The sequence below is a fragment of the Novosphingobium sp. SL115 genome, assembly GCF_026672515.1.
Taxonomy (GTDB): domain Bacteria; phylum Pseudomonadota; class Alphaproteobacteria; order Sphingomonadales; family Sphingomonadaceae; genus Novosphingobium.
In genome coordinates this window covers 201886-222880 of record NZ_JAPPRG010000003.1, presented here as the reverse complement: position 1 = coordinate 222880, position 20995 = coordinate 201886, and the positions used below count along the sequence as shown (strand labels likewise).

Here is a 20995-nt window from a genome sequence, read left to right as displayed (position 1 = left end):
AGGTTCGTGGAAAAGCAAAAGGGCGGCGGGATTATCTCCTGCCGCCCTTTCCTTATTGAAGGACCGCCCCGCGTCGGCAGCCCCTCATAGCTGCCAGCGCGGGGCGGAACCCTTCGCAAAGCGGATCTAGCCGTTTCCGCCTTAACTTACTGCTGGGCGATCTCGTGGATTGTCGCCTTGAACTGATCGTCGGTCTGGGCCTGTGCGGCTTCGTCTGCGTCTTTGAGCTGGACGTGGAACAGGCGTGTCATGAAGTCCTGACGGCGCGCTTCGCGTTCTTCCAGCGCATCCTGATCCAGCACCAGCGTTTCGATGCCGGCGGCCAGATCAAGCCCGCTGGCCTTGGCCACGCGCTCTGCGCTGTCCAGACGGTCGCGCATCACGGCAACTTCGCTGGCCAATACCATGATCATCGACATGGCTGCATCCATGCCGGGCGTGTCGTAAAATTGCGGACGCTTGCCCTTGGCATAACGGATGACGTGGGGGCGGGTTTCAGCTTCGGTCATGCTGGAATATCTTTTCTTTGTCGGGAGATCAGGCGGCAAGCGCGGCGGCATCGGCCTTGCGGGCGATCAGCACTTCCCAGCCGCCGCCGGGGGCAAATTCGCCCGCCGTAAATTCGCGCTCGGCCACGTGTTCGCTGGCTTCCTGGCTGTACCCTTCGGCAGCAGCGGCAAATTCCATCACCGCCATCGGCGCGGTATCGAAACGCACGCCTGCGCGATCGAACCCGGCGTTCTCGGCAAGGGTGATCTGGTCCATGTCGCGCATTGCACCCCAGAACGGTTCGTTGTTGTACCAGGTTTCATTGTCGAGAATGAACTGGGTGAACGGGTCCATCAGGTCAAACGGCGGAAGATCGGCGTGGATCATCAGACCGCCCGGTGCCAGCACGCGATGCGCTTCGTTGAACACGCGCGGCATGGCTTTGCCGCTGGTTTCGTGCAGCAGGATGTGGCTGACGACCAGATCGAAGTGATCGTCGGGGAAGGAGGTTTCCTCAGCGCTCATCTGTGCGAAGTTGACGTCCAACCCCATCCCGGCGGCGCGGGCATGGGCATAACGTACGCAAGGCCCGCCAACGTCGATGCCCCACACTTCGGCATCGGGGAACAGTTCCTTGTAGGGCAGGGTGGAATGGCCCACCGTGCAGCCCATGTCCAGAATGCGGCGCGGGTTGAAATCGGGCATGTGGCGCTTGAGGTAGTTCACCACCGAGCGGCCCATGTCATCGTTGTTCGGGCCGGTATAGCCCATGGAATACAGATAGACGCCGCGATCATAGAGCGCGCCCACCGAAACATCGTTGTCGCAAACTTCGCTGCAATAGCCGCCGGGCATGCAGTGAATGTCCAGCGCGGTGACATAGCGCGGGGGCAAGAAGCCTTCGGGAATGTCGAGCGCGGCCTTTGACGTGGCGGACAGTTCAGCCGCCTTTGCGTTCAGTTCGGGCAACTGGCGGTCCACCGACGATGCAACCGATTCCCACAGCAGTTCCTGCGCCACACGGTTGGCGCTGGCATAGTGCTGGAAATAAATGTCATGGACCATGCCTGCGCGAATGTCGCGGCGGTCGGCAGGGGCGCGGCCATTTTCGCGTTCAAACTTGCGGGCGACGCGCGATTGATAGATCGGGGTCAGGCCAGGCAGCAAGGTGGACTGAATGAAGCCCTTGAAGCTTTTGGCAAATTCCTGCCGCGACGCTTCATCAGCGCTCGCTTTGGGAAGGACCGGATGGTCAGACTGCTGGAAAGTGTTAAGCATCGAACGACTCCGGTTATGCAGGCACCAAGTATATCTGTGTGCCCCGGTTTATTGGCTTTCCTCCCCCCTTTCGGCAAAGACTGCCGGACTTGCTATCCGCACAGCGATCATGCCGATGTATCACACTGCGAAGGCTTGGCGAAAAGCGGAAAAATGCCCGACGACAGGTTTGCACCGTGAATCGATCAGACCGTGAATCGATACCATTCGCACTTCATCACAAATGGACGCTAAAACGTATGGATGACTTGAAGATGACCCGCCGTGGCAGCCTTGGGCTGGCCGGGCTTGCCGCTGGGCTGGCGATTGCGCCGGGCGTTGCGAATGCTGCAACCAAGGCCGCCAAGGGGCCGAGCAAGCAGACGCCTGCGTTCAAGACCAAGATCGACTTCAAGGATCCTGAATGGACCCGCGATACCTATGTCCGCATCGATGCCGACATTGATCCGACCAAGGAAAAGTGCGGCTGGCTCAAGGGCAAGGCCTATGGCGTGCGCCCGAATGAGCCGGTGCGTCCGCTGTTCGGCGTCGAAGGTTTCAGCTTCACGCGCACCAAGCGTCTGGAAGACGGTTCCTATCGCCGCATGCTGCGCGAAATCGTGTTCTATCGCGATTTGGAAACCGGTGAACTGCTGAAGACCTGGCACAACCCCTACACCAACGAAACGGTGAAAGTGGTGCCAATCGCCAATGACCCGTTCAACTTCACCATTGGCGCGCTAGCCCCTGAACCGCCGTCGTATGGTGGCATGAACAAGGACAAGCCGCCGCGCAAACCGTTCCTTCAGGACTGGGAATTCGGCCCCGAAGGCACGATGATCCTGCGCAGCGACATCGACATGCAGTATCCCAACGCGCTGACCCCCGATAAGTGGGTGCGTGAATCGTCTGGTCCGATGAACCGCGTTTCGGAACACTTCATCTATACCGTCAAGCGCGCCGACGTGGAAAACCCCAAGCTGACCCACATCCCGCACATCGGCGCGTGGAGCCGCATCACGCCGTGGCTGCCATGGATGCTGATGGGTCAGGCCGAAGGTCATGTGAACTACTTCACCCACTTCCAGACCATTCCCGAAGGGGAAAAGGGCCTGCCCGCCGACCTGGTGGCCGCAGCCCGCGCGATGGACGAAAAGTGGCTGCATGCACCGACCGAAGATTACGGTCCGTCGCTGTCGAGCCTTGAAAACTATGTCCGTGAACAGACCCCGGCCCCGGTGCCGGAAGGCTGGTCCCCGCCCAAGCCGCCCGCCACGCCCAAGGCGCTGCAGCGCGGCGGCCAGTAAGGGTCCCGCCTGAATGAATTGGCCCGCCGGGACATATCCCGGCGGGCTTTTTCGTGCGCGGATGGCAAATATCCCCTCATCCCCGTTCGCCTTTCGGATCACAATGAACGGATATGAAGGCGGGGCTACCGACCGGCTCCGACAGGCGGACAGCGGCATGGCGCGGCTTCGGATAGGGCGGCGGAGGCATAGACTTCGGCCAAACACGCAAATGGGAGGCTTTGATGCCTGTAGAAATCAACGGATTGATAAACCACAATATATCGAGCGAGATCGCACCGCTTCCGTTTGAGACGTTCGATCCCGAAGGCATTGCCCGCATGGCGCGGCTGCACGATGCGTGGGGATATGACAAAGTGCTGGTCGCCAATGCCGCGATCATGCCCGACAATTTCACCATTGCCGCGCACATTGCCGCCCACACCACGCGCCTTGGCGTGATGCTGGCGCATCGTCCCGGCTTTATCCCGCCGACCATGGCCGCGCGGATGCTGGCCACCTTGGATCGGCTGATGCCTGGCCGGCTGGGCGTCCACATCATCACCGCTGCCAGCGATGAAGAGACGCAGGCTGATGGCGATTACCTGACCAAGGTCGAACGCTATGACCGGGCCAAGGAATATATCGAAATCCTGCGCGCGATGTGGACCAGCGAAAAGCCGATCACGCACGATGGCAAGTGGTTCCGCTTCACTGGCGGTTTCGCCGCGATCAAGCCGGTCAACCGCGATGTCCCGGTCTATTTCGGGGGCATGAGTCCTGCCGCGCTCGAAGTGGCAGGCCAGTATTGCGACACTTTCGCCACCCTGTCCGACACGGTGGCAGGCATGACCGAAGTGGTTGCCAAAGTGCGCGAAGCGGCCGCACCTTTTGGCCGCAACCCGGCATTCCTGTGTTCGATGCGCGTGATCCTGGGTGAAACCGAGGAAGCGGCATGGGCGCGCGCCGATGCGATCCGCGATGCCGTGGCTGCCAACATGGGCAAGCTGGACACCAACACCGCTGCGGCCAAGGCTGATGGCTTCAAGCGCACGGCAGAACTGGCCGCGCGGGGCGATCGTCTGGAAAAGTGCTTCTGGAACGGCATCAACCAGTTGCGCGGTGGGCAAAGCAATTCGGGCACACTGGTCGGCACCCCGGCACAAGTGGCCGACGCACTGATGGATTATTACGACGCAGGCGTGAATAAGTTCATCCTGCGCGGGTTCGATCCGGTAGAGGACGTGATCGGTATCGGTCGCGATCTGATCCCGCTGGTGCGCGCTGCCGTGGCGCAGCGGGATGTGCAGAGCTGACGCAAAAGGGCCGCCGTCCGCGGCGGCCCTTTCAACCCGGCGCCGCCCATCCCAGCCCACGTGGCCCCGGATCAAGTTGGGGCCACGTGAGTAAGTATTTGTTTCGTATTAGTTCTATGCGCAGGGTTTGGGATTACCGCCCCGTTATCCGCTGCAAAAACGGCAGCGTGCGTTCCAGCGCGCGGGCAGGGCAGTCCAGCGGCACCATGTGGCCGCAGTTGGGCACCAGTTCCAGCGTCTTGTCCTTGGCCCCGGATGCCGCAAAGGCGGGGATGCCGTGGGTGTCGAGCGGAGTTTCATGGTCATCGCGGCCCCACAGGATCAGTGTGGGCGCGGTGATTTTCGGCAGGTCTTCCGCCGAACGCGAGAAGGGCGTGATCTGCGCATAGGACGCCTTGCCCACTTCCGGGTCGCGCAGGGCGCGATTGTTCAGGTCTGTCCACTGCTGCACCAGTTCAGGCGTGACGCGGGTCTTGTCTTCGACATTGGCCAGCAGGATCTGCCGCCAGAAGTTAGGCCGGTGGAAGGTGGGATGCGTGCGGTCTTCCGCCGCCGCTTCCTGCAAGCTCTTGGGCATGGTCGAAAGATCAAACGGAAAGCGCGCGATGGCGATGTTGATGGCCACCATGCCGATGACCCGGTCGGGGCGCGTGGCGGCATAGGCGGTGGTGGGCACGCCCGCGCTGGACGTGCCGACAATGACGAAGCGGTCGATCTTCAGCTTGTCCATCAATCCGTCGATCACCGCCATGCGATGGTCCAGCGAATAGTCCTGAACCGGGCTGGGACCAGACAGGCCAGCGGGTGACTGGTCATAGCGGATCACGCGGTAGTGTTTTGAAAGATCGCGCGCCCAATCATCCCACTGGCGCAGGCTGGCATAGGAGCCGTGCAGCAGCAGGATGGCGGGGCCTTTGCCTTCGTCCACGTAATGCAACGGCTCGCCCGCGATGGTGGCGAACTTCGAACCGGGCAGCGCGTAACGCTGGCGCATCACTGCATCGGTGGGAAATACGGAATCGGGATCGGGCGCCTGTGCCGTGCTTGCGCTCGCCATGCCCAGCGCCAGCACGGCCATCAACCCTCGCACCTTCATGCGGCCACCTTGCGCGTAGCGGACAGACGGATCACGACGTAGCGGCCATTGTAATTGCATGATGATCCTTCCGCGCTTTGCAGGTCGGGCGCGAATGTCAGTTGCGACAGGCCGAAGAACTGCCCCGGTTTGGTGTCGACATGGTCGCCGTCCGCTTCATAGCCATAGCGCAAGTGCCATTCGCCCGATGGCAGGGGGGTCAGCTTTTCGGCAAAGCTGACCGAGCGGGACGATTTGAAGCCGCTGGTTTCGATGGCGACGGCAATGGCATCGCCGGTCTGGCTGATGGCAAGGTCTGCGTCCCATTCATACAGCACTTCGCCATCGGCCCCCATGGTCGCGCCGTGCAGCGCCCATGGTCCTGAAAGATCGGGCGCGGTCATGGTTTGGCCGCCGGGGCTGCGGGAACCAGCGTGCGATCAAACCATGCGCGCAGATCCTTGGCGGTTTCCCGCGGCAGTTCCAGCATCGGGTAATGGCCAAGGTCGGGGTAGTGGATCAGATCGACCTTGGTGCCCGAAAATTCCTTCACTGCTTCATCCGCCAGATTGGCGGGCAGCACAGGATCGGCATCACCCCATTGCAGCAGGATCGGTGCGGTCACCTTGGCCGCATCATCGCCCGCACCCTTGGACCATACAGCCTTCAGGTTGGCCTGATAATACTGGCGCACCCGATCAAACCCGCCGGGCAGGTTGTTGGTCTGGTAATACCATTCCACGGTTTCATCGGTCAGCCGTTCAGGCCGCCCATACAGTTCGCCCAGCGCGCGGCGATAGTAGAAGCGCGGGTAGTAGTTGGGCACGAGATTTTCATGCACCCATACCATCGACCACATCACCTTGCTGAAATCCGATGGAGGCGGGGCTTTCAGCGGCAGGGTGGACAGGGCCAGCGCGGTAACCTTTTCCGGGTGGGCTGATGCATAGAGCGTGGAAATGGTCGCCCCGCTCGACGTGCCTACAATAGCAAACTTGTCGATCTTTTTGGCTGCGACAATCTGTTCCAGCAGCTTGACCACGCCGGGCATCCCGGTGGACGGCGCGCTGTCGGTGGACAGGCCATAGGGCGGCCAGTCGAACCGGATCACGCGATAACGGTCCTTCAGCGCATCGGCCCACACATCCCATTCGCGCAAGTTGGTCATTGATGAATGCATCATCACGATCACCTGCCCGTCACGCGGCCCTTCGTCGCGCATGTGGATGCGTGCCGTGCCATAGGTTTCAAAGGTCGACGGCGCGGTGGCCTGCGCCTTCATCACGCTGTCATAAGACGGGTTCCACCAGCCCAGCCGCATGGTCAGCAGGATCAGCACAGCAAGGCCCAGGGCAACCGCCACCATGAAGCCGACCATTCGCACAAACTTCATGTCCACAACTCCCCTTTGTTTGGTTCAGCCGCGAGCGTTCGACTCTGCGGCCAGCAGGCGGGCGCATTCCCCGCCACCGTGTTCCAGCGCCGCGCGCATCCGGCGGCGGGCAAGCGCGTAAAGCGCGCTGGCAATGACAAGACAGGGCAGGCATACGATGACAATCGCCCAGCCCACTTGCGTATCATCGCCCAGCACGCGCTGCGTCAGGCTGGCGACCAGCACTGGTCCCAGCGCTGCGCCCAGCAATGTGTTCAACACCAGCGTCAGCGACACCGCGCTGCCGCGCATCTGCGGTGGCACTACCGATTGCAGCGTGGCCAGCATGACCGTGCCGATGACCGAGAACACTGCCGCCGACGATGCCACCAGCAGTGCGGCCAGATGCTTTTCCCCGGCCATCACCGCCAGAACCGACGGGATCGCAAACAGCGGGCCGACCGTCAGGATGGAAATCCGCGCCAGGGGTTTGCCCGCGCGCATCGACCGGTCCAGCAACGTGCCGCCGATCAGCGGGCCAATGGCCGAAAACGCCATGGCCATCGGGCCAAGCCATGCCGCCAGAAATCCGGGATTCACGCCATAGACCCGCATCAGCATGGTCGGCGCCCACGCCGACGCGCCATAGGCAACGGTAAAGCAGATCGCGAACCCGAAATAGAGCGGCATCAAGACCGCGCGGTTGCGCCAGAAATAGCGCGCTTCTTCGGCCCCCGGCGCGCGCCGCGGGCCGGTGACGATGCTCTGGCGCACTGGTTCGCGCGTCAGCACCAAAAGCGTTGCCGCCACGATCAGCCCGGCAGACCCGAACAGCAGAAACGCCAGCCGCCACGCCGCAATCCCGCCGATCAGCGGCAGCCCGGCAAAGGCCCCGGCTGCAGCGGCGGTCAGGATCACCCCGGTCACCGAAATGGCGATGCCGTTGGCAAGGCCTTGTCCGGTCATGAATACGGCGATGGGCCGCCCGCGCCGTGCAGGCACGAACAGGTCCGCGATCAGCGATATGGCCGCCGGGCTTAACGCCGCCTCGCCAAAGCCGACTAGAAGGCGCGCGGTGAACAGTTCCCCGAACGACCGGGCAAAGCCGCTCCAGATCGTGGCAAGGCTCCACACCGTAATGCCGAATGCGATCAGGTTGCGGCGCGAAAACCGGTCTGCCGCCATGCCCATGGGGATGCCCATGCAGGCATAGAACAGGCCAAAAGCCAGCCCCTGCAACAGACCGATCTGTTCGTCGGTCACGCCAAGGTCGGCTTTCAGCGGATCGACCAGCAGGTTGATGGCCGACCGGTCGATCACCGAAAGGATGCCGGCAAGGAACAGGATGCCGACGGTCAGCCACGCCTTTTGCGCCAGCGGTGCGGGCGTTTTGGATGAAAGGCCGTCGGCAAGCGTTGCCACGGTCAGATCAGGCCACAGGCGCGGGCGCGCGTCTTGATGTAATCGCCCAGCCAGTCAAGATTGCGGAAGCGCAACGTGCCCCGGCCCACTGCGGTCGAACTTTCCGCCATGCCTGCGACAAGACGCAGCGCCTTGCCCATCAGGAACAGTTCGCGGTTATCCTTTTCGGCTTGCGTGAACGGGCGCACGCTTTCGTAACCTGCTTCGAAGGCATCGCCGATGGCCGGATCGAACCCATAGAACAGGTTGCCCCAGACAAAGTTCTGCACGTCCTGCATCAGGAAATCTTCACCCGCAGCGTCGAAATCGAGGAAGGTGATGCTGCCATCGTCGGCAACGTGGACGTTGCTGGGGTGGAAATCGCGGTGGCACACGCCCAGCGGCACTTCGCCGCTCGCGGCCAGTTCATCAAGACGGGCGTCCAGCGCAGCAGCGATCAGCGGATAGTCGCGCAAGTCGTCCGGCCGGTCGTTCACAAACGCCACCAGCGCGGGCATGCAGATGTTGTAATCCTTGGCCGTCTGCGTCGAAAAGACGTGATCCTTGCCCGCCCAGGCAAAGCCGTGCAGGTGCATCTGCGCCATGGCCGCGCCAATGCGGAACGCGGTTTCGTTGGACAGGCGTTCGCCAAACTTCACGCCCGGCGCCCAGTCATACATCGCCAGCGCCCGTTCGCCTTCGGGCGAGGACACCTTGAAATACAGACGGCCATCGTGCTGCGGCACCGCCACCGAAGCGGGATAACCCTGCGCCTGAAGATAGGCGAGGAAGTCCAGTTCATAGGCAACGTCATCAACGTCGCGATAGGTCTTGCGCCACACGCGCAGCGCATATTTGGTGGTTTCGTCTTCCACCAGATAAACGTCGTTCATCCCGCGATACAGCAGGAAGCAGGTGATTTCGCCCTTGGTCGGATAGCGACGGGCAACTTCGCGCGCGATAAATGCGGGGTGAAGGACCGAGTGCGAAACCTGCGCGATGGGCAGATCAGGCGTGATCGAAGAAACTGCGGAGTTCATTGGCAATCCGTTCAGGAGCTACGTCAAAAATGTCGCGATCAAGATCGAGCATTTCGACAATGGAACAATCCGGCATCATCGCGGCAGCGGCCTTGGACACTTCAAGCAGGTCTTCGGCAGATTGCAGCAACAGCGCGGGTTGGGAAACAAGGCCAAGGCGCGAAAAGTCCCACGCCCACACACCCTGATAGGCCCATGTGAAGCGATCGAGCACGCGCGCCTTGTCGGCAAAATTGAACACCGCCTTTTGCAGCGGCACCGCCGGATCGCGGCTGGTGACAACGTAATTCCACAGGTTGCCCAGCAACGTCAGCGTGCTTTCGCCGCTTTCCTCAGGCTGGGGATAGGTCAGCGCCTCATCCAGCTTTTTGGCCGCGACATCGGCGGGGAACATGGGAATGCCGGTCAGCGCAAGGCGGCGCACCCGGTCGGGTCGGGCAATCGCCAGTTCGCTGCACAACAGCGTTCCGGTGTGGAAGCCATAGATGTCGATGGGACCGGACAGCAGGCCGTCCGCGTCCAGCGCGTCCAGCGCATCGGAAAACGCAGCGGCATAGCCGGCCATGCCCGGTGGCGATGGCGGCGCGTCCGACATGCCGTAACCCGGCGTATCGAAGGCAAACACACGGCGATCGGTCGCCAAGGCATCGATCAAGGCTTCGTATTCAAATCCCGAAGACGGGTTCTGATGCAGCAGGACGACTGGCACTTTGGCGGAATCAGCAGGGCCAGCCACGCGGTAATGCATCTGCCCGTGACGGCTGCGGGTATAGGCGCGGCTGATGGAAGGATAGCTTGGCATGATCGCACTATGATCCGGGGTTTGATGGTTGCGCCCGTTTTGGGCCGATTGTCCGCCCATCGGTGATGGGGCGATGTATTGGAATATCTTATAACTTCACACAGATCCGTTCGCGTCGAGCACTACAGCGGGAGCGTATCTCGACTTCGCTCGACACGAACGGGGACGGGCAGGGCTTATCCCCCCGTGGCTTTCAAACGCGCCGCTTCCATCTTGTCCTCGTCCAGATCGTAGAACCACAGGAACAGGCCGTTGATGGTGAACATCACCGCCGGGATCACCGCAAAGCCCAGCTTCAGCGCCAGAATTGCACTGGCCGGCTGTTCGATGATCTGGCCGCCTGTGGTGGGCACATAATTCAGCCAGCGCAGGAACACGCCCAGCACCGCCACGCCCAGCGCAAAGCTGACCTTTTCGACCACGGCAATCGCGCTCGACAGCAACCCTTCGCGGGCCTGCCCCGTCAGCAGGCGGTCATAGGCCTGCGTGTCGCCCAGCATCGAAATCGACATCAGGATCAGCGCGCCAGAGCCGAGGCCGCTGACGATCGCGCGCAAGACAATGCCCAGCGTGGTGATCGATGAATCCGCCGTCAGCCAGCTCAATGCCGCTGCGCTGAACAGGACCACGCCAACCAGATAGGTGCGGCGCTTGCCGATGCGCTTGCCGGTCCACACCCACAGCGGCATGGCAAGCGCCGTGACAAGGTTCTGCGTCATCGACAGCACGATCTGGCCGTCATAACCGATACCCACGACGTTCAGCATGAACAGCAGCATGGTCGATGCGACCGACGCGAACGACAGGAACTGGAACACCTTCGCGCCCAACAGCATCATGAACGGGCGGTTGGCCACGATGGCGCGCAATTGCGCCATGTCGGGCATGTGCGACGTTGCGCGCTTCATGCTTTCGGGGGCATGGCGCACGGGCACCGAAAGCGCCGTGGCGGTCATCGCCCCGCCGATGACAAGCGCCATGACAAGGCCCATCGTGGCAAAACCCTCGCGCCCGCCGCCGCCGCTTTGCACCAGCGCCGCAGTGGCGGCCATCGCCAGCACCTGCCCGATGGACACGAACACGGTGCGGAAGGAAATCAGCCGGGTGCGTTCGTGGAAGCCGTCGGTCAATTCGGCAGGCAGCGCCATATAGGGCACGTTGAACAACGAATAGGCAGTGGAATAGATCAGCAGCGCTGCCGCCATCCACACCATCAGCGCGCCCTGGCCCATGACCGGTGGGGCAAACAGCATCAGGAACGATGCCGCCGACAGCAGGCCGCCTGCCAGCATGAACGGCTTGCGCCGTCCCCAGCGGGTGCGGGCATTGTCCGACATCGAACCCACCACCACGTCGATTACGGCGTCGGCCAGCTTGGAAATCATCAGCAGATAACCGGCGATTTCGGGCGACTGGCCAAGCACGGTCGACATCAGCGCGGGGTAGAAGCTGGTCACGGTGTTGAGCATGATCGACACGCCCACCGTGCCCACGCTGAAGCCAAGGCAGACGCCGATGGAAAGGCGGGTGTCCGATTTGGTTGCGGTCATGCTGCGTTCTCCGCAAGGAAGGCGGTGATGGCGGCGGCCTTGGTCGCAGGATCGCCGGGGGTGGAAAGCGCGTGGCCGTTTGCCAGCCGCTCCAGCGCGGTGGCGACCGATGCGTTCAGCAGCGCCAGCTCGGTTTCGGGCTTTAGCAGCAGGGTGGGGGCCTTGACCTGTTCCATCCGTTCAAAGCTGCGATAGCGGAAGGCCGCGATGTACGGTTTGTGATAGGTATCCAGCGCTTTGAGCACGTCCAGCGTGATGCGGTGCAGGATCTGCGGCGGCGGCATGGGCACGGCAAGGCGGCGGTCAGGCACTTTCATGAAGTGCGGGAAGAACAGCGCCTGATCGCGGCAGAAATTGAACGCCCAGATCAGGTGGCGGCCATATTCGTCCGGTTCTACCGACGGGGCATAGTTGGCAATAACCGCATCGCGCAGTTCATCGTCGTATTCGGTAATGCCATCAAGGATCACCGCGCGCACCCGGTCAGGGTATGCGGCGGCCAGTTCGCAGGCGATGCGCGCGCCGGTGTGGGTGCCGTAAACGTCCACCCTGTCCAGCCCCAGCGCGGCGCACATGCGGTTCATGGACCCCGCGAAGTATCCGATTTCGGGGTCTTTTTCTGCCGGAGCCACCGAATCGCCATTGCCCAATGTGTCGGGCGCGATGATCTCGCCCAGACATCCTGCCGCGCGCAGGGCCAGCATGAAATCCTGCATGAACCACGACGATGCGGGCGATGCGTGCAGCAGCAGCAGCGGGGTTGCGGCAGGATCGGCGGCGGGCAGGCGGCGCAGGTGAAGCTGGCCTTCATCGAGTTTGACGAAGGCGCGTTCGATTGCGGTGGTGGGGGGGATCTGGGTCATGGAGAGGCAGCGTATCTTTCCTGCGGGCCGCCCCTAATCCCCCATGGGCAATAACCGTCTGGCGGAGAGGTGGCGCGAGCGGTGTTTGGCGAGGGCCGGGCGGGATCATGCTGATGGGCATGGATTGGCGTTCTTCCCCTACCGATACCGATTTGCTGGCCGCTCTCGAACAGGGCGGTCCGATCAATATCGAACGTTGCCAGTATGTTATGGATCGCTTCGGGCTGGATGGGCTGGTTCTGGGCGATCCGGTGAATGTCTATCATGCGCTGGGGCACTGGCCGCAGATCGGGCGGACGCGGGCGGGGCAGCCGCCGGGGACTTTTGCGCTGATTTCAAAGGAAAATCTGCAAGCGTCGGGGCTGGTGACCAGCCGATTCCTGCACCATTATTCGTGGGCGGACGGGCGCAGCCGGAATGACGTGGGCGTATGGCTTTACAACGAATTGGGCGATTGCGGCGACGAAGATATTGAAATTGTTCCAGAAACTCCGGTTTTGCCGCAACGACCCGAACAGCACCTAACCGCACCTGAAGCGCATCGCGCGCACATTTCGGCGACGTTGGCGGGCGCGAACCGCATGGCAAAGGACGCTGGCGGTGCGATCGTTGCAGCGATGCGCGAAATGGGCCTGTGGCGGGGCCGGATCGGCTTTGACCATCAGGTGATCGCGCAGGTCGCCACCCACCACGACCACCCCGGCGCGATGGTGCAGGCCGACAATATCCTGCGCGAAATCCGCATGGTGAAATCGCCGCTGGAACATGCGCTGATGGCGCGGGCGGCGCGGGCCAATGTCGATGCGCTGAATGCGGTGGGCCACGCGATTCGTGCAGGGGCCACGCATTATGAATTGCAGTGCCTGTTCCGGCAGGAAACGGCGGCGCGCGGCAATACGGCGGTGTTCCTGAATGTTGACCGCGTTTCGTCCGACACGTCGCGGGTGGCCGTGGCCGATGGGCAGACGCTGATGCTGGACGGCGTGAGCCAGTTCATGGGCTATCACGGCGATTTTGCGCGCACCGTGTTTGTGGGCGAGCCGACGCGACCTGCGCGCCTTGCGGCAGAGGCCAGCGCGTTTGGCTGGCAGGCGGTGCGCGAGAAGTTGAAGCCGGGCCTGCGCTTTTCCGAAATCGTACAGATTGGCACCGATGCGGTGCGCAAGGCGGGGTTTGACGCGGTGATCGGGTTTGGCCCGCACAGCGTGGGCCTTGCGCATACCGACGAGCCGGGCGAAGTCCACGGCGGGTTCTGGCGCAAGCCCGATTTCACGCTGGAGACGGGCATGATCCTGTCGGTCGACTGCCCGACGCTGGACACCGGAATCGGTGGTTCGGCGCACTGCGAAGACCTTGTTCTGATTACCGAATCCGGCGCTGAGCCGATCCATCCCTTACACGAACCGGTGATTGTCGTATGACCAGACCTTTTATTGTGTCGGCAAGTGTTGCCGATCCTTACTTTGCGTTGCCAGCCAAGGCCGCGCCCGTGATTGCCGCTGCCGAGGCCGAGGGGCTTGACCTGCTGGTGCTGGGCCGTGCGGGCGCATGTCCGTTTGATGCACAAGTGCTGGCCGCATGGGCCGCGCCGCTGACGCGCCGGGTGGGCATTGTCGCCACGGTGCCCGCATCCAACGCTCATCCGTTCCATGTGGCCCGCGCGCTTTCAGCGGTGGATTTTCTCAGCGATGGGCTGACCGGGTGGTCGGTGATTGCCGAGGGCGCTGAGGCGGGTGTGGCCGAAGACATGGTGCGTGCGGCGCGGGCGCTGTGGGATGGCTGGGGCAGCGATTGCCTGATTATCGACAAGGCCAGCGGCAATTATCTGCATTCGGACATGGTGAAACAGCCCAATTACGAAGGGCCGTTCTTCAAGGTGGCGGGGCCGGTGAATGCCATGCGCCCGCCGCAGGGACAGCCAGTGCTGGTGCTGGATGGTGCCGATGCGATTGGACTTGATGATGCCGATGTTGTGCTGGTGGATGCGCCCGGCACGGATGCTGGCGGGGCCAGGCGTCTGCTGAAGATTGCAGGCGATGTCGATGTGGCCGCGCTGGAACAGGCCTTTGCGGCTGGCGAGATCGATGGGGTGCATTTCGTGCTGGAGGACAGCGCCGATGCGCTGCCCGCCGCGATTGAAACAATCGGCGCGCTGTTTGCCAATCGTCCCGGCGATGCCCCTGCCGCCAGCGGAACCTTGCGCGAAAGGCTGGGCCTTGCGCTGCCCGCCACCGCATCCACCCAAACCGATGGCGCGCGCGTGCCGGAGTATATCGCATGAGCAAGCAAATTCACCTTTGGGCCTTTTTGCAGGGCATCGGCTTTTTCCCCACCGGCTGGCGGCATGAACGTGCGCGGCCAGAGGGCGTTTTCGCCATGGAATATTATGCCCGCGTGGCGAAAATGGCCGAGGCCGCGTGCTTTGACGCCATTGTGTTTGGCGACCAGTTGCAATCGCGCGGGGCAGGCGGGCGCACCCCTGCGCACCTGCCGATGCCAACGCTTGATCCGGTCAGCCTGCTGATGGCGATGGCAGCGGTGACCGAACGCATTGGTTTGGTGGCCACGGTTTCCACCACATACAACACGCCTGAAATGCTGGCCGAACGCTTTGCCGCGATGGACCGCATCAGCGGCGGCCGGTCGGGCTGGAACATCGTGACCACCGCGCACCCCGACACTGCGCCCAATTTTGGCGAAGTGGCATTGCCGCCCAAGGATGTGCGCTATCGCAATGCCATTGATGTGGTGGCCAAGGCTTGTGAACTGTGGGAGGCGATGGACAAGGCTGGCCCCGCGCTGCCGCAGGGCCGCCCGGTGCTGGTTCAGGCTGGGCAATCGCCCGAAGGCCGCGATTTCGCCGCGCGCACGGCGGAAGCGATTTTCTGTCCGGCGGCCAGCATCGAAGCGGGCATCGATTTCCGCAACGACATGCGCCACCGCATTGCGGGCGTGGGTGGCAATCCCGATGGCGTGCGGGTGATGCCGGGGCTTTCGTGCGTGCTGGGCGGCACGGAAGAAGAAGCGCGGGCCAACCATGCCGCGATCCTTGATCTGGGCGATGTTCCGCTGGCGATGGAATATCTGGCGGAATCGCTGTGCTGCGATCTGGCCGAGTTCGATCCGGCGGGCGCGATTCCGGTGGACGCCATTCTGGCGCGCACCGCGCTGCCGCCTGCGGACGTTGCGCGGTCGGTTCAGCCAGCGGCGGACAAGGGCACGCCCTTGGGCGAATTTGCGGCCAATTTCATGCGCCATCCGCGCGGGCACAATGTTTTCATCGGCACGGGCGAACAGATGGCCCAGATGATGATCGAATGGCGCGATAGCGGTGCGTGTGACGGGTTTACTCTGCAGCCCAGCTATATGCCCGGTGGTCTTGAAGACTTTGCCGAACAGGTGGTGCCGGTGTTGCAGAAGCGCGGGCGGCTGCGCACGGCCTATCCCGGTACGACATTGCGTGAAACGCTGGGCCTTAGCGCCCGCGTGCGCGAGGCGGCATGAAGATCCGGCGCATCGCGCTGACCCTTGCCGGGGCTGCGGTTCTGGCGCTGGGTGGCGGGCTGGTGGCTTTGCGCGCAGGCGCAGGGGCCAGCGACCGGGCCGAGATTGAAAAGCGTTGGGCAGACGGGCCATCACGCTTTGTCATGGTGGACGGCGTGCGGATGCATGTGCGCGAGGAAGGGCCGAAGGATGGCCCTGTCGTGGTGCTGTTGCACGGGTCGATCGTGAACCTGCACGAATGGGACGGCGTGGCCCCGTTGCTGGCCGACAAGTATCGCGTGGTGCGATTCGACTGGTCGCCCTATGGCCTGACCGGGCCTGATCCCAGCGGGGTTTATTCCACGCCACGTTCCGCGCAGCTTATGGATGGGCTGATGCGGGCGCTGGGGCATGACAAGTTTGCGCTGGTGGCAACGTCCAACGGATCGAACGTGGGGCTGGAATATAACCGCGCCTATCCGGGGCATGTGACGGCGATGGCATTTTCGATGCTGCCGCTGGAACGGCCAAGCCAGACGCGCAAGGTGGACTGGCGACTGCGCTGGATGTTGGCGACGCACAAGGCGGTGCTGCCCGATTGGCGGGCCAAGGCGTTCTGGCGGATCATGCTGAACGATACCACGCCGCCCGCGTTTGAACCGACCGACCGGATGGTGGACCAGATATACGACATGAACAATCTGCCCGGCGCGTTGCAGCGGCAGGCGGAATATATTCAGGCCAACGTAAAGGCGTTCAAGACCAGCGATGTGGGCGCGGTGGCGCAGAGCGTGCGGGTGCCGGTGCTGTTGCAGTGGTGTTCGTATGACGATGTGATTTCGCAAAGCGCGCAGGCATCGGTCAAACGGTTCACCAATACCAAGGTCGATCTGATCGAATATCCTGATCTGGGCCATTTCCCGATGTGGGAAAACCCGGAAAAATTCACGCGCGATTTGCGGTCGTGGCTTGAGCGGCAAGAGGCTGCTGTCCCGAAAGCACCTGTTGCTGACCGTGTTTCACCGCCCAGCGGGCGCGTGTGACCGGTTGGCGGATAATGTGCGCTGGCACGCAGCCATCCTTTCGGGCCGCCCATAGGCAGGTCTGGTATCAGATTGGAGTTTCGTTTTGACCAAGACCGTACCTGGGCCAGGTGTTGATCGTTGCCAGGTTGTGGTGGCAGGTGCAGGGCCGGTTGGCACCACCATTGCCACCTTGCTGGCAAAGGCAGGCGTTTCGGTGATCGTGCTGGAAGCCGGGGCGGATTGTGCCCAGGATCTGCGCGCATCCACCTTTCATCCGCCGACGCTGGAAATGCTGGATGAAATCGGCATCACCAAGATGCTGCTGGACAAGGGGCTGAAGGCCCCGGTCTATCACTGGCGCGACCGGCAATCGGGCGAAGTGATCGAATTCGACATGGCCGAGCTGTCGGACGTGACGCGATATCCGTTCCGCATCCAGTGCGAACAGTATCACCTTTCGCGTGCGCTGGCCGAAGGGCTGGAAGCCTATCCCAACGCGGATATCCGTTTCAACAGCCGCTTGCTGACGTTCACGCAGGACGACAAGGGCGTGGACCTGTCGGTGGAAACGATGGTGGGGATCGAACGCATTCGCGCCGATTTCCTGATCGGTGCCGATGGCGCCAATTCCATCGTGCGCAAGTGGCTGGGCACCGAATTTGACGGGTTCACGTATCCCGAACGGTTCCTGACGCTGTCGACCGATGTGGAGCTGGCCGATCATCTGCCCAATCTGGCGCTGGTGAACTATGTTTCCGACCCGGAAGAATGGCTGGTGCTACTGCGCGTGCCATCGGTGTGGCGCGTGCTGGTGCCGGTGAACGGCGCGGTGGACGAGGCCGATCTGCTGTCAGAAGCCAACAAGAACGGCATTTTCGGGCGTCTGCTGGGCGATGGTTTTGAGGTGAAGACCCACCATCGCACGCTTTATCGCGTTCATCAGCGCGTGGCCAAATCGTTCCGCGAAGGCCGCGTGATGCTGGCGGGCGATGCGTCGCATCTCAACAATCCGCTGGGCGGGTTCGGGATGAATTCGGGCATCCACGATGCGTTCAATCTGTTTGAAAAGCTGATGCCGGTAATTCAGGGCAAGGCGGATCTGGAAACCAACCTTGCGTTGTATGACCGCCAGCGCCGCGAAGTGACGCACAGCTTCACCCAGACGCAGACCAAGGCGAATATGGCGCTGATCGGCGGCAAGCGCGACGATGCCCACACGGCACGGCGCAAGGAACTGACCGACATCCGCGACAACGATGAAAAGCGCCGCGCCTATCTGATGCGGCAGGCGATGTTCCAGAGCCTGAACGAAGCTGCGCTTATCAAGTGATGGGCGCCAGTCTCCGATGGGCGGAGACTGGGTAGAACGACATGCTGTGCCGCCAATCGTGCGGCACCTTCCCGGCATCAGGTGCAAACGGCGTGGGGCCGCTTTGCACCGCCGGGAGAACAGCGTGTCGGAACCAGTAACGACAGCGATTGAAACGAGTGGCGGCGGCAAGGCCGCGGGCCTTTGGGCCATCCGCATCGGATCGTTGATGATCCCGCTGGCCCATGCGGCGGGGCAGAACCTTGTCACCGTGCTGGGCCTGCGGTTCATGACCGACAGCCTTGCGATTTCGGCAGGGGCGGCGGGCGCGATCTTTGCGTTCGTCAAGATCTATGACGGGTTTGCCGACCCGGCGGTGGGCGCGTGGAGCGACCGGGCAAAGACGCCGTGGGGCCGCCGTCTGCCGTTCCTGTTCGCGGGCGGAATTGCCATGCCGCTGGGGCTGGCGCTGTTGTTTGGCGCGCCGTCGTTCGGATCGATCCTGCTGGCGCAACTGTTCGTCACGCTGGCGCTGGTGATCCACGCCACGGGTTACACCCTGCTGACCATTCCCGGCTTTGCCATGCTGGTGGAAAGTTCGTCCGACCCGCGTGAACGCACGCGGCTGATGGCGTGGCGGACCTATGGCAATGCGATTGGCACGATGCTGGGCTCCACTCTACCGGCGTGGGTGTTGAGCATGACCGGGCCGACGCGCGGCGGGCATCTGGGCGTGGCGATGATCGTGGGCGCGGTGGTGCTGGGGGCGACGCTGCTGGCGGTGCGGTTGCTGGCAGGTGCGCCGCGCACGGAGGCACCGGACCAGACGGGCGTGGAAAGGGTCAATCCCGTGCGCGCATTGCTGCGGCAGGTGGCGCTGGCGTGGCGCAACGTGCCGTTCCGCACGCTGGCGATTGCGCATGTGTTCCTGCTGTTCGGCACGGCCATCGGCTCTGCCTCGCTGGCGTTCTATACCCGCGTTGGGCTGGAGCAGGCGGACACGGTGCTGGGCACCTATTTTATGCTGGCGACGGTGGCGATGCTGGTGAGCATGACCGGATGGGTGTGGCTGTCCAACCGCATCGGCAAGAAATCGGCCTATATCACCGCGCTGGCGATTTATGCAGTGGTGCAGTTGAGCTGGCTGCTGGCCGGACCGGGCGAGCCGATGACGCTGATTGCGGTGCGCGGGGGCCTGAGCGGGCTTTCGGGTGCGGGGATGATCCTGTGTGCCTATTCGCTGCTGTCCGACGCCGTGCGCTATGATTACGTGACCAGTGGGCAGCGGCGCGAAGGATCGTTTGCCGGGTTCACCACGCTGTTCGACAAGCTTTCGTCTGCCGCCGCGCTGGCGGTTATGGGGGCGTTTCTGGCAGCGATGGGATATGCGCCATCGGCCAGCGGCATGGCGGCGCAGCAGAGCGACAGCGCGCGGCTGGCCATTTTGCTGTGCGTGTCGGTCATCCCCGCCGTGGCGATGGTGGGCGCGATCGTGACCATGGCGTTCTACCGGCTGGATGCAGCCACGGTGGAAGCAGCCGAATTGCAGCAGGTGAACGCATGAGCCGCCATGACATCGAAATCGTCGGGCTGATATCACCCTATCGCACCAGCGAGGCGAGCGAGGTGCCGGGGGCGTATGACCCGTCGTTTGTTGGCGAAATTGCCCGCGCCTATGAAGCAGCGGGATATGACCGGGTGCTGGTGGGGCAGAATGCGAAGTCCGCCGACAGTCTGGTGACGGCAACATGGGTGGCGGCGGCGACCACGCGGCTGAAGCTGATGGTGGCGCACCGCCCCGGCTTTATCGCGCCGACCATGGCCGCACGCGCCTTTGCCACGCTGGACCAGTTTTCGGGCGGGCGGGCAGGCGTCCACGTCATCACCGCGTTTTCCGATATCGAAACGCGCTGCGACGGCGATTACCACACCAAGGACGAACGATACCGGCGCAGCAACGAATATGTGCAGATCATGCGCCGGGTCTGGGCGGGCGAGGTGCCGTGCGACCATGAGGGCGACTGGTATCGCTTTGAAAACGCAGGGTCCGAAGTGCGTCCGGTGACCGGCAGTGTGCCGGTGTTCTGGGCGGGCACATCGCCGCTGGCGCTGGAGTTTGGCGCGGCACTGGCCGATGTCTATGCCTTTGGGCCGGGCAGCGTGGATCAGGTTGCGCAGCAAGTGGAGCGTGTCAGGGCCGAGGCGGCCAGGCATGGCCGCAACCCGCGCACGTCAATGTCGATGCGGCTGGTCGTGGCCGATACCGATGAAGCGGCATGGGCACGCGCGGATGAACTGATGCGCGGTATCACCGCCCGGCAGGCGGCGCACGGCGCGCTGGGCCGCGACTTGGGCAAGGCGGCAGAAGCGGTGACCGCCAGCGCCGCGCAGGCCGATGACGCGGCGGCTGATCCGTGCCTGTGGACCGGGCTTATCAAGGCAACGCAAGGGCGGCTTCAGGTGATGTGCCTGGTGGGATCACCCGCAACGCTGGTGCAGGCGCTGCTGCGCTATCGCGCGGCGGGGATCGACAATTTCCTGATTACCGGGTTCGACTGGCTGGCCGACACCCATCGTATCGGGACGGAGATTGGCCCGGAACTGCGGCGGCTGGCGAATGGGGCCTTGGCGGTTTGATCCGCCATATGGTGCCCGGCATGTTTCGCTCGACACGAACGGGGAGGTTGAGGGTGCAGGAGATTGTTTCCCCCTCCGTTCGCCCAAAGC

At 62.9% G+C, this 20995-nt stretch carries 19 protein-coding genes; 9 read left to right on the top strand and 10 right to left on the bottom strand.

Annotated elements, in window-relative coordinates:
• Positions 1-146 precede the first annotated feature (146 nt).
• Both OVA07_RS17265 and OVA07_RS17260 read right to left on the bottom strand, forming a co-directional pair.
• A complete protein-coding gene (locus tag OVA07_RS17265) occupies positions 147-509 on the bottom strand; it encodes a hypothetical protein (RefSeq protein WP_268172922.1) in 363 nt (120 codons plus the stop codon).
• 28 nt (positions 510-537) lie between these two features.
• Positions 538-1767 carry a class I SAM-dependent methyltransferase gene (locus OVA07_RS17260; protein ID WP_268172921.1) on the bottom strand — a complete coding sequence of 410 codons (1230 nt, stop codon included), beginning with the start codon at positions 1765-1767 and terminating at the stop codon, positions 538-540.
• Between the two features lie 254 nt (positions 1768-2021).
• Here OVA07_RS17260 and OVA07_RS17255 point away from each other — a divergent pair, with 254 nt between their 5' ends.
• Both OVA07_RS17255 and OVA07_RS17250 read left to right on the top strand, forming a co-directional pair.
• Positions 2022-3053: a DUF1838 family protein gene (locus OVA07_RS17255; protein ID WP_268172920.1), complete on the top strand. Its 1032-nt coding sequence runs from the start codon at positions 2022-2024 to the stop codon at positions 3051-3053.
• A gap of 224 nt (positions 3054-3277) precedes the next feature.
• Positions 3278-4348 carry an LLM class flavin-dependent oxidoreductase gene (locus OVA07_RS17250; protein WP_268172919.1) on the top strand — a complete coding sequence of 357 codons (1071 nt, stop codon included), beginning with the start codon at positions 3278-3280 and terminating at the stop codon, positions 4346-4348.
• Between the two features lie 133 nt (positions 4349-4481).
• Here the strand turns inward: OVA07_RS17250 and OVA07_RS17245 are convergent, their stop codons facing one another.
• The 8 genes from OVA07_RS17245 to OVA07_RS17210 all read right to left on the bottom strand — a co-directional run bounded on the left by OVA07_RS17245 (position 4482) and on the right by OVA07_RS17210 (position 12451).
• Positions 4482-5504 carry an alpha/beta fold hydrolase gene (locus OVA07_RS17245; protein WP_268172918.1) on the bottom strand — a complete coding sequence of 341 codons (1023 nt, stop codon included), beginning with the start codon at positions 5502-5504 and terminating at the stop codon, positions 4482-4484.
• Positions 5441-5827, bottom strand: a complete 387-nt coding sequence (locus tag OVA07_RS17240) for a hypothetical protein (protein ID WP_268172916.1) — start codon at positions 5825-5827, stop codon at positions 5441-5443. The genes OVA07_RS17245 and OVA07_RS17240 overlap by 64 nt, the downstream gene beginning before the upstream one ends.
• Positions 5824-6816 (bottom strand): alpha/beta fold hydrolase, encoded by a 993-nt coding sequence (locus tag OVA07_RS17235; RefSeq protein WP_268172915.1) that lies wholly within the window; start codon positions 6814-6816, stop codon positions 5824-5826. The genes OVA07_RS17240 and OVA07_RS17235 overlap by 4 nt, the downstream gene beginning before the upstream one ends.
• A 24-nt stretch (positions 6817-6840) precedes the next feature.
• Positions 6841-8217, bottom strand: a complete 1377-nt coding sequence (locus OVA07_RS17230; protein ID WP_268172914.1) for an MFS transporter — start codon at positions 8215-8217, stop codon at positions 6841-6843.
• A 2-nt stretch (positions 8218-8219) separates the two neighbouring features.
• A complete protein-coding gene (locus tag OVA07_RS17225; RefSeq protein WP_268172913.1) occupies positions 8220-9236 on the bottom strand; it encodes a phosphotransferase enzyme family protein in 1017 nt (338 codons plus the stop codon).
• Positions 9205-10038, bottom strand: a complete 834-nt coding sequence (locus tag OVA07_RS17220) for an alpha/beta fold hydrolase (RefSeq protein ID WP_268172912.1) — start codon at positions 10036-10038, stop codon at positions 9205-9207. Before OVA07_RS17220 ends, OVA07_RS17225 begins: the two co-directional genes overlap by 32 nt.
• Before the next feature lie 176 nt (positions 10039-10214).
• Positions 10215-11588 (bottom strand): MFS transporter, encoded by a 1374-nt coding sequence (locus OVA07_RS17215; protein ID WP_268172911.1) that lies wholly within the window; start codon positions 11586-11588, stop codon positions 10215-10217.
• Complete coding sequence (locus OVA07_RS17210; RefSeq protein ID WP_268172910.1) at positions 11585-12451, bottom strand: alpha/beta fold hydrolase; 867 nt, start codon at positions 12449-12451, stop codon at positions 11585-11587. The genes OVA07_RS17215 and OVA07_RS17210 overlap by 4 nt, the downstream gene beginning before the upstream one ends.
• Positions 12452-12558: 107 nt before the next feature.
• Here OVA07_RS17210 and OVA07_RS17205 point away from each other — a divergent pair, with 107 nt between their 5' ends.
• The 7 genes from OVA07_RS17205 to OVA07_RS17175 all read left to right on the top strand — a co-directional run bounded on the left by OVA07_RS17205 (position 12559) and on the right by OVA07_RS17175 (position 20905).
• Positions 12559-13872 carry a M24 family metallopeptidase gene (locus OVA07_RS17205; RefSeq protein ID WP_268172909.1) on the top strand — a complete coding sequence of 438 codons (1314 nt, stop codon included), beginning with the start codon at positions 12559-12561 and terminating at the stop codon, positions 13870-13872.
• Positions 13869-14732, top strand: coding sequence for an LLM class flavin-dependent oxidoreductase (locus OVA07_RS17200; RefSeq protein ID WP_268172908.1), 864 nt, complete (start codon positions 13869-13871; stop codon positions 14730-14732). The genes OVA07_RS17205 and OVA07_RS17200 overlap by 4 nt, the downstream gene beginning before the upstream one ends.
• On the top strand, positions 14729-15955 hold the full coding sequence (locus OVA07_RS17195) for an LLM class flavin-dependent oxidoreductase (RefSeq protein WP_268172907.1): 1227 nt from the start codon (positions 14729-14731) through the stop codon (positions 15953-15955). The genes OVA07_RS17200 and OVA07_RS17195 overlap by 4 nt, the downstream gene beginning before the upstream one ends.
• Positions 15952-16977 carry an alpha/beta fold hydrolase gene (locus OVA07_RS17190; protein ID WP_268172906.1) on the top strand — a complete coding sequence of 342 codons (1026 nt, stop codon included), beginning with the start codon at positions 15952-15954 and terminating at the stop codon, positions 16975-16977. The genes OVA07_RS17195 and OVA07_RS17190 overlap by 4 nt, the downstream gene beginning before the upstream one ends.
• A gap of 85 nt (positions 16978-17062) precedes the next feature.
• Positions 17063-18289 (top strand): FAD-dependent oxidoreductase, encoded by a 1227-nt coding sequence (locus OVA07_RS17185; RefSeq protein ID WP_268172905.1) that lies wholly within the window; start codon positions 17063-17065, stop codon positions 18287-18289.
• Positions 18290-18413: 124 nt separating this feature from the next.
• Positions 18414-19832: an MFS transporter gene (locus tag OVA07_RS17180; RefSeq protein WP_268172904.1), complete on the top strand. Its 1419-nt coding sequence runs from the start codon at positions 18414-18416 to the stop codon at positions 19830-19832.
• Positions 19829-20905, top strand: a complete 1077-nt coding sequence (locus OVA07_RS17175) for an LLM class flavin-dependent oxidoreductase (RefSeq protein WP_268172903.1) — start codon at positions 19829-19831, stop codon at positions 20903-20905. The genes OVA07_RS17180 and OVA07_RS17175 overlap by 4 nt, the downstream gene beginning before the upstream one ends.
• Positions 20906-20995 lie beyond the last annotated feature (90 nt).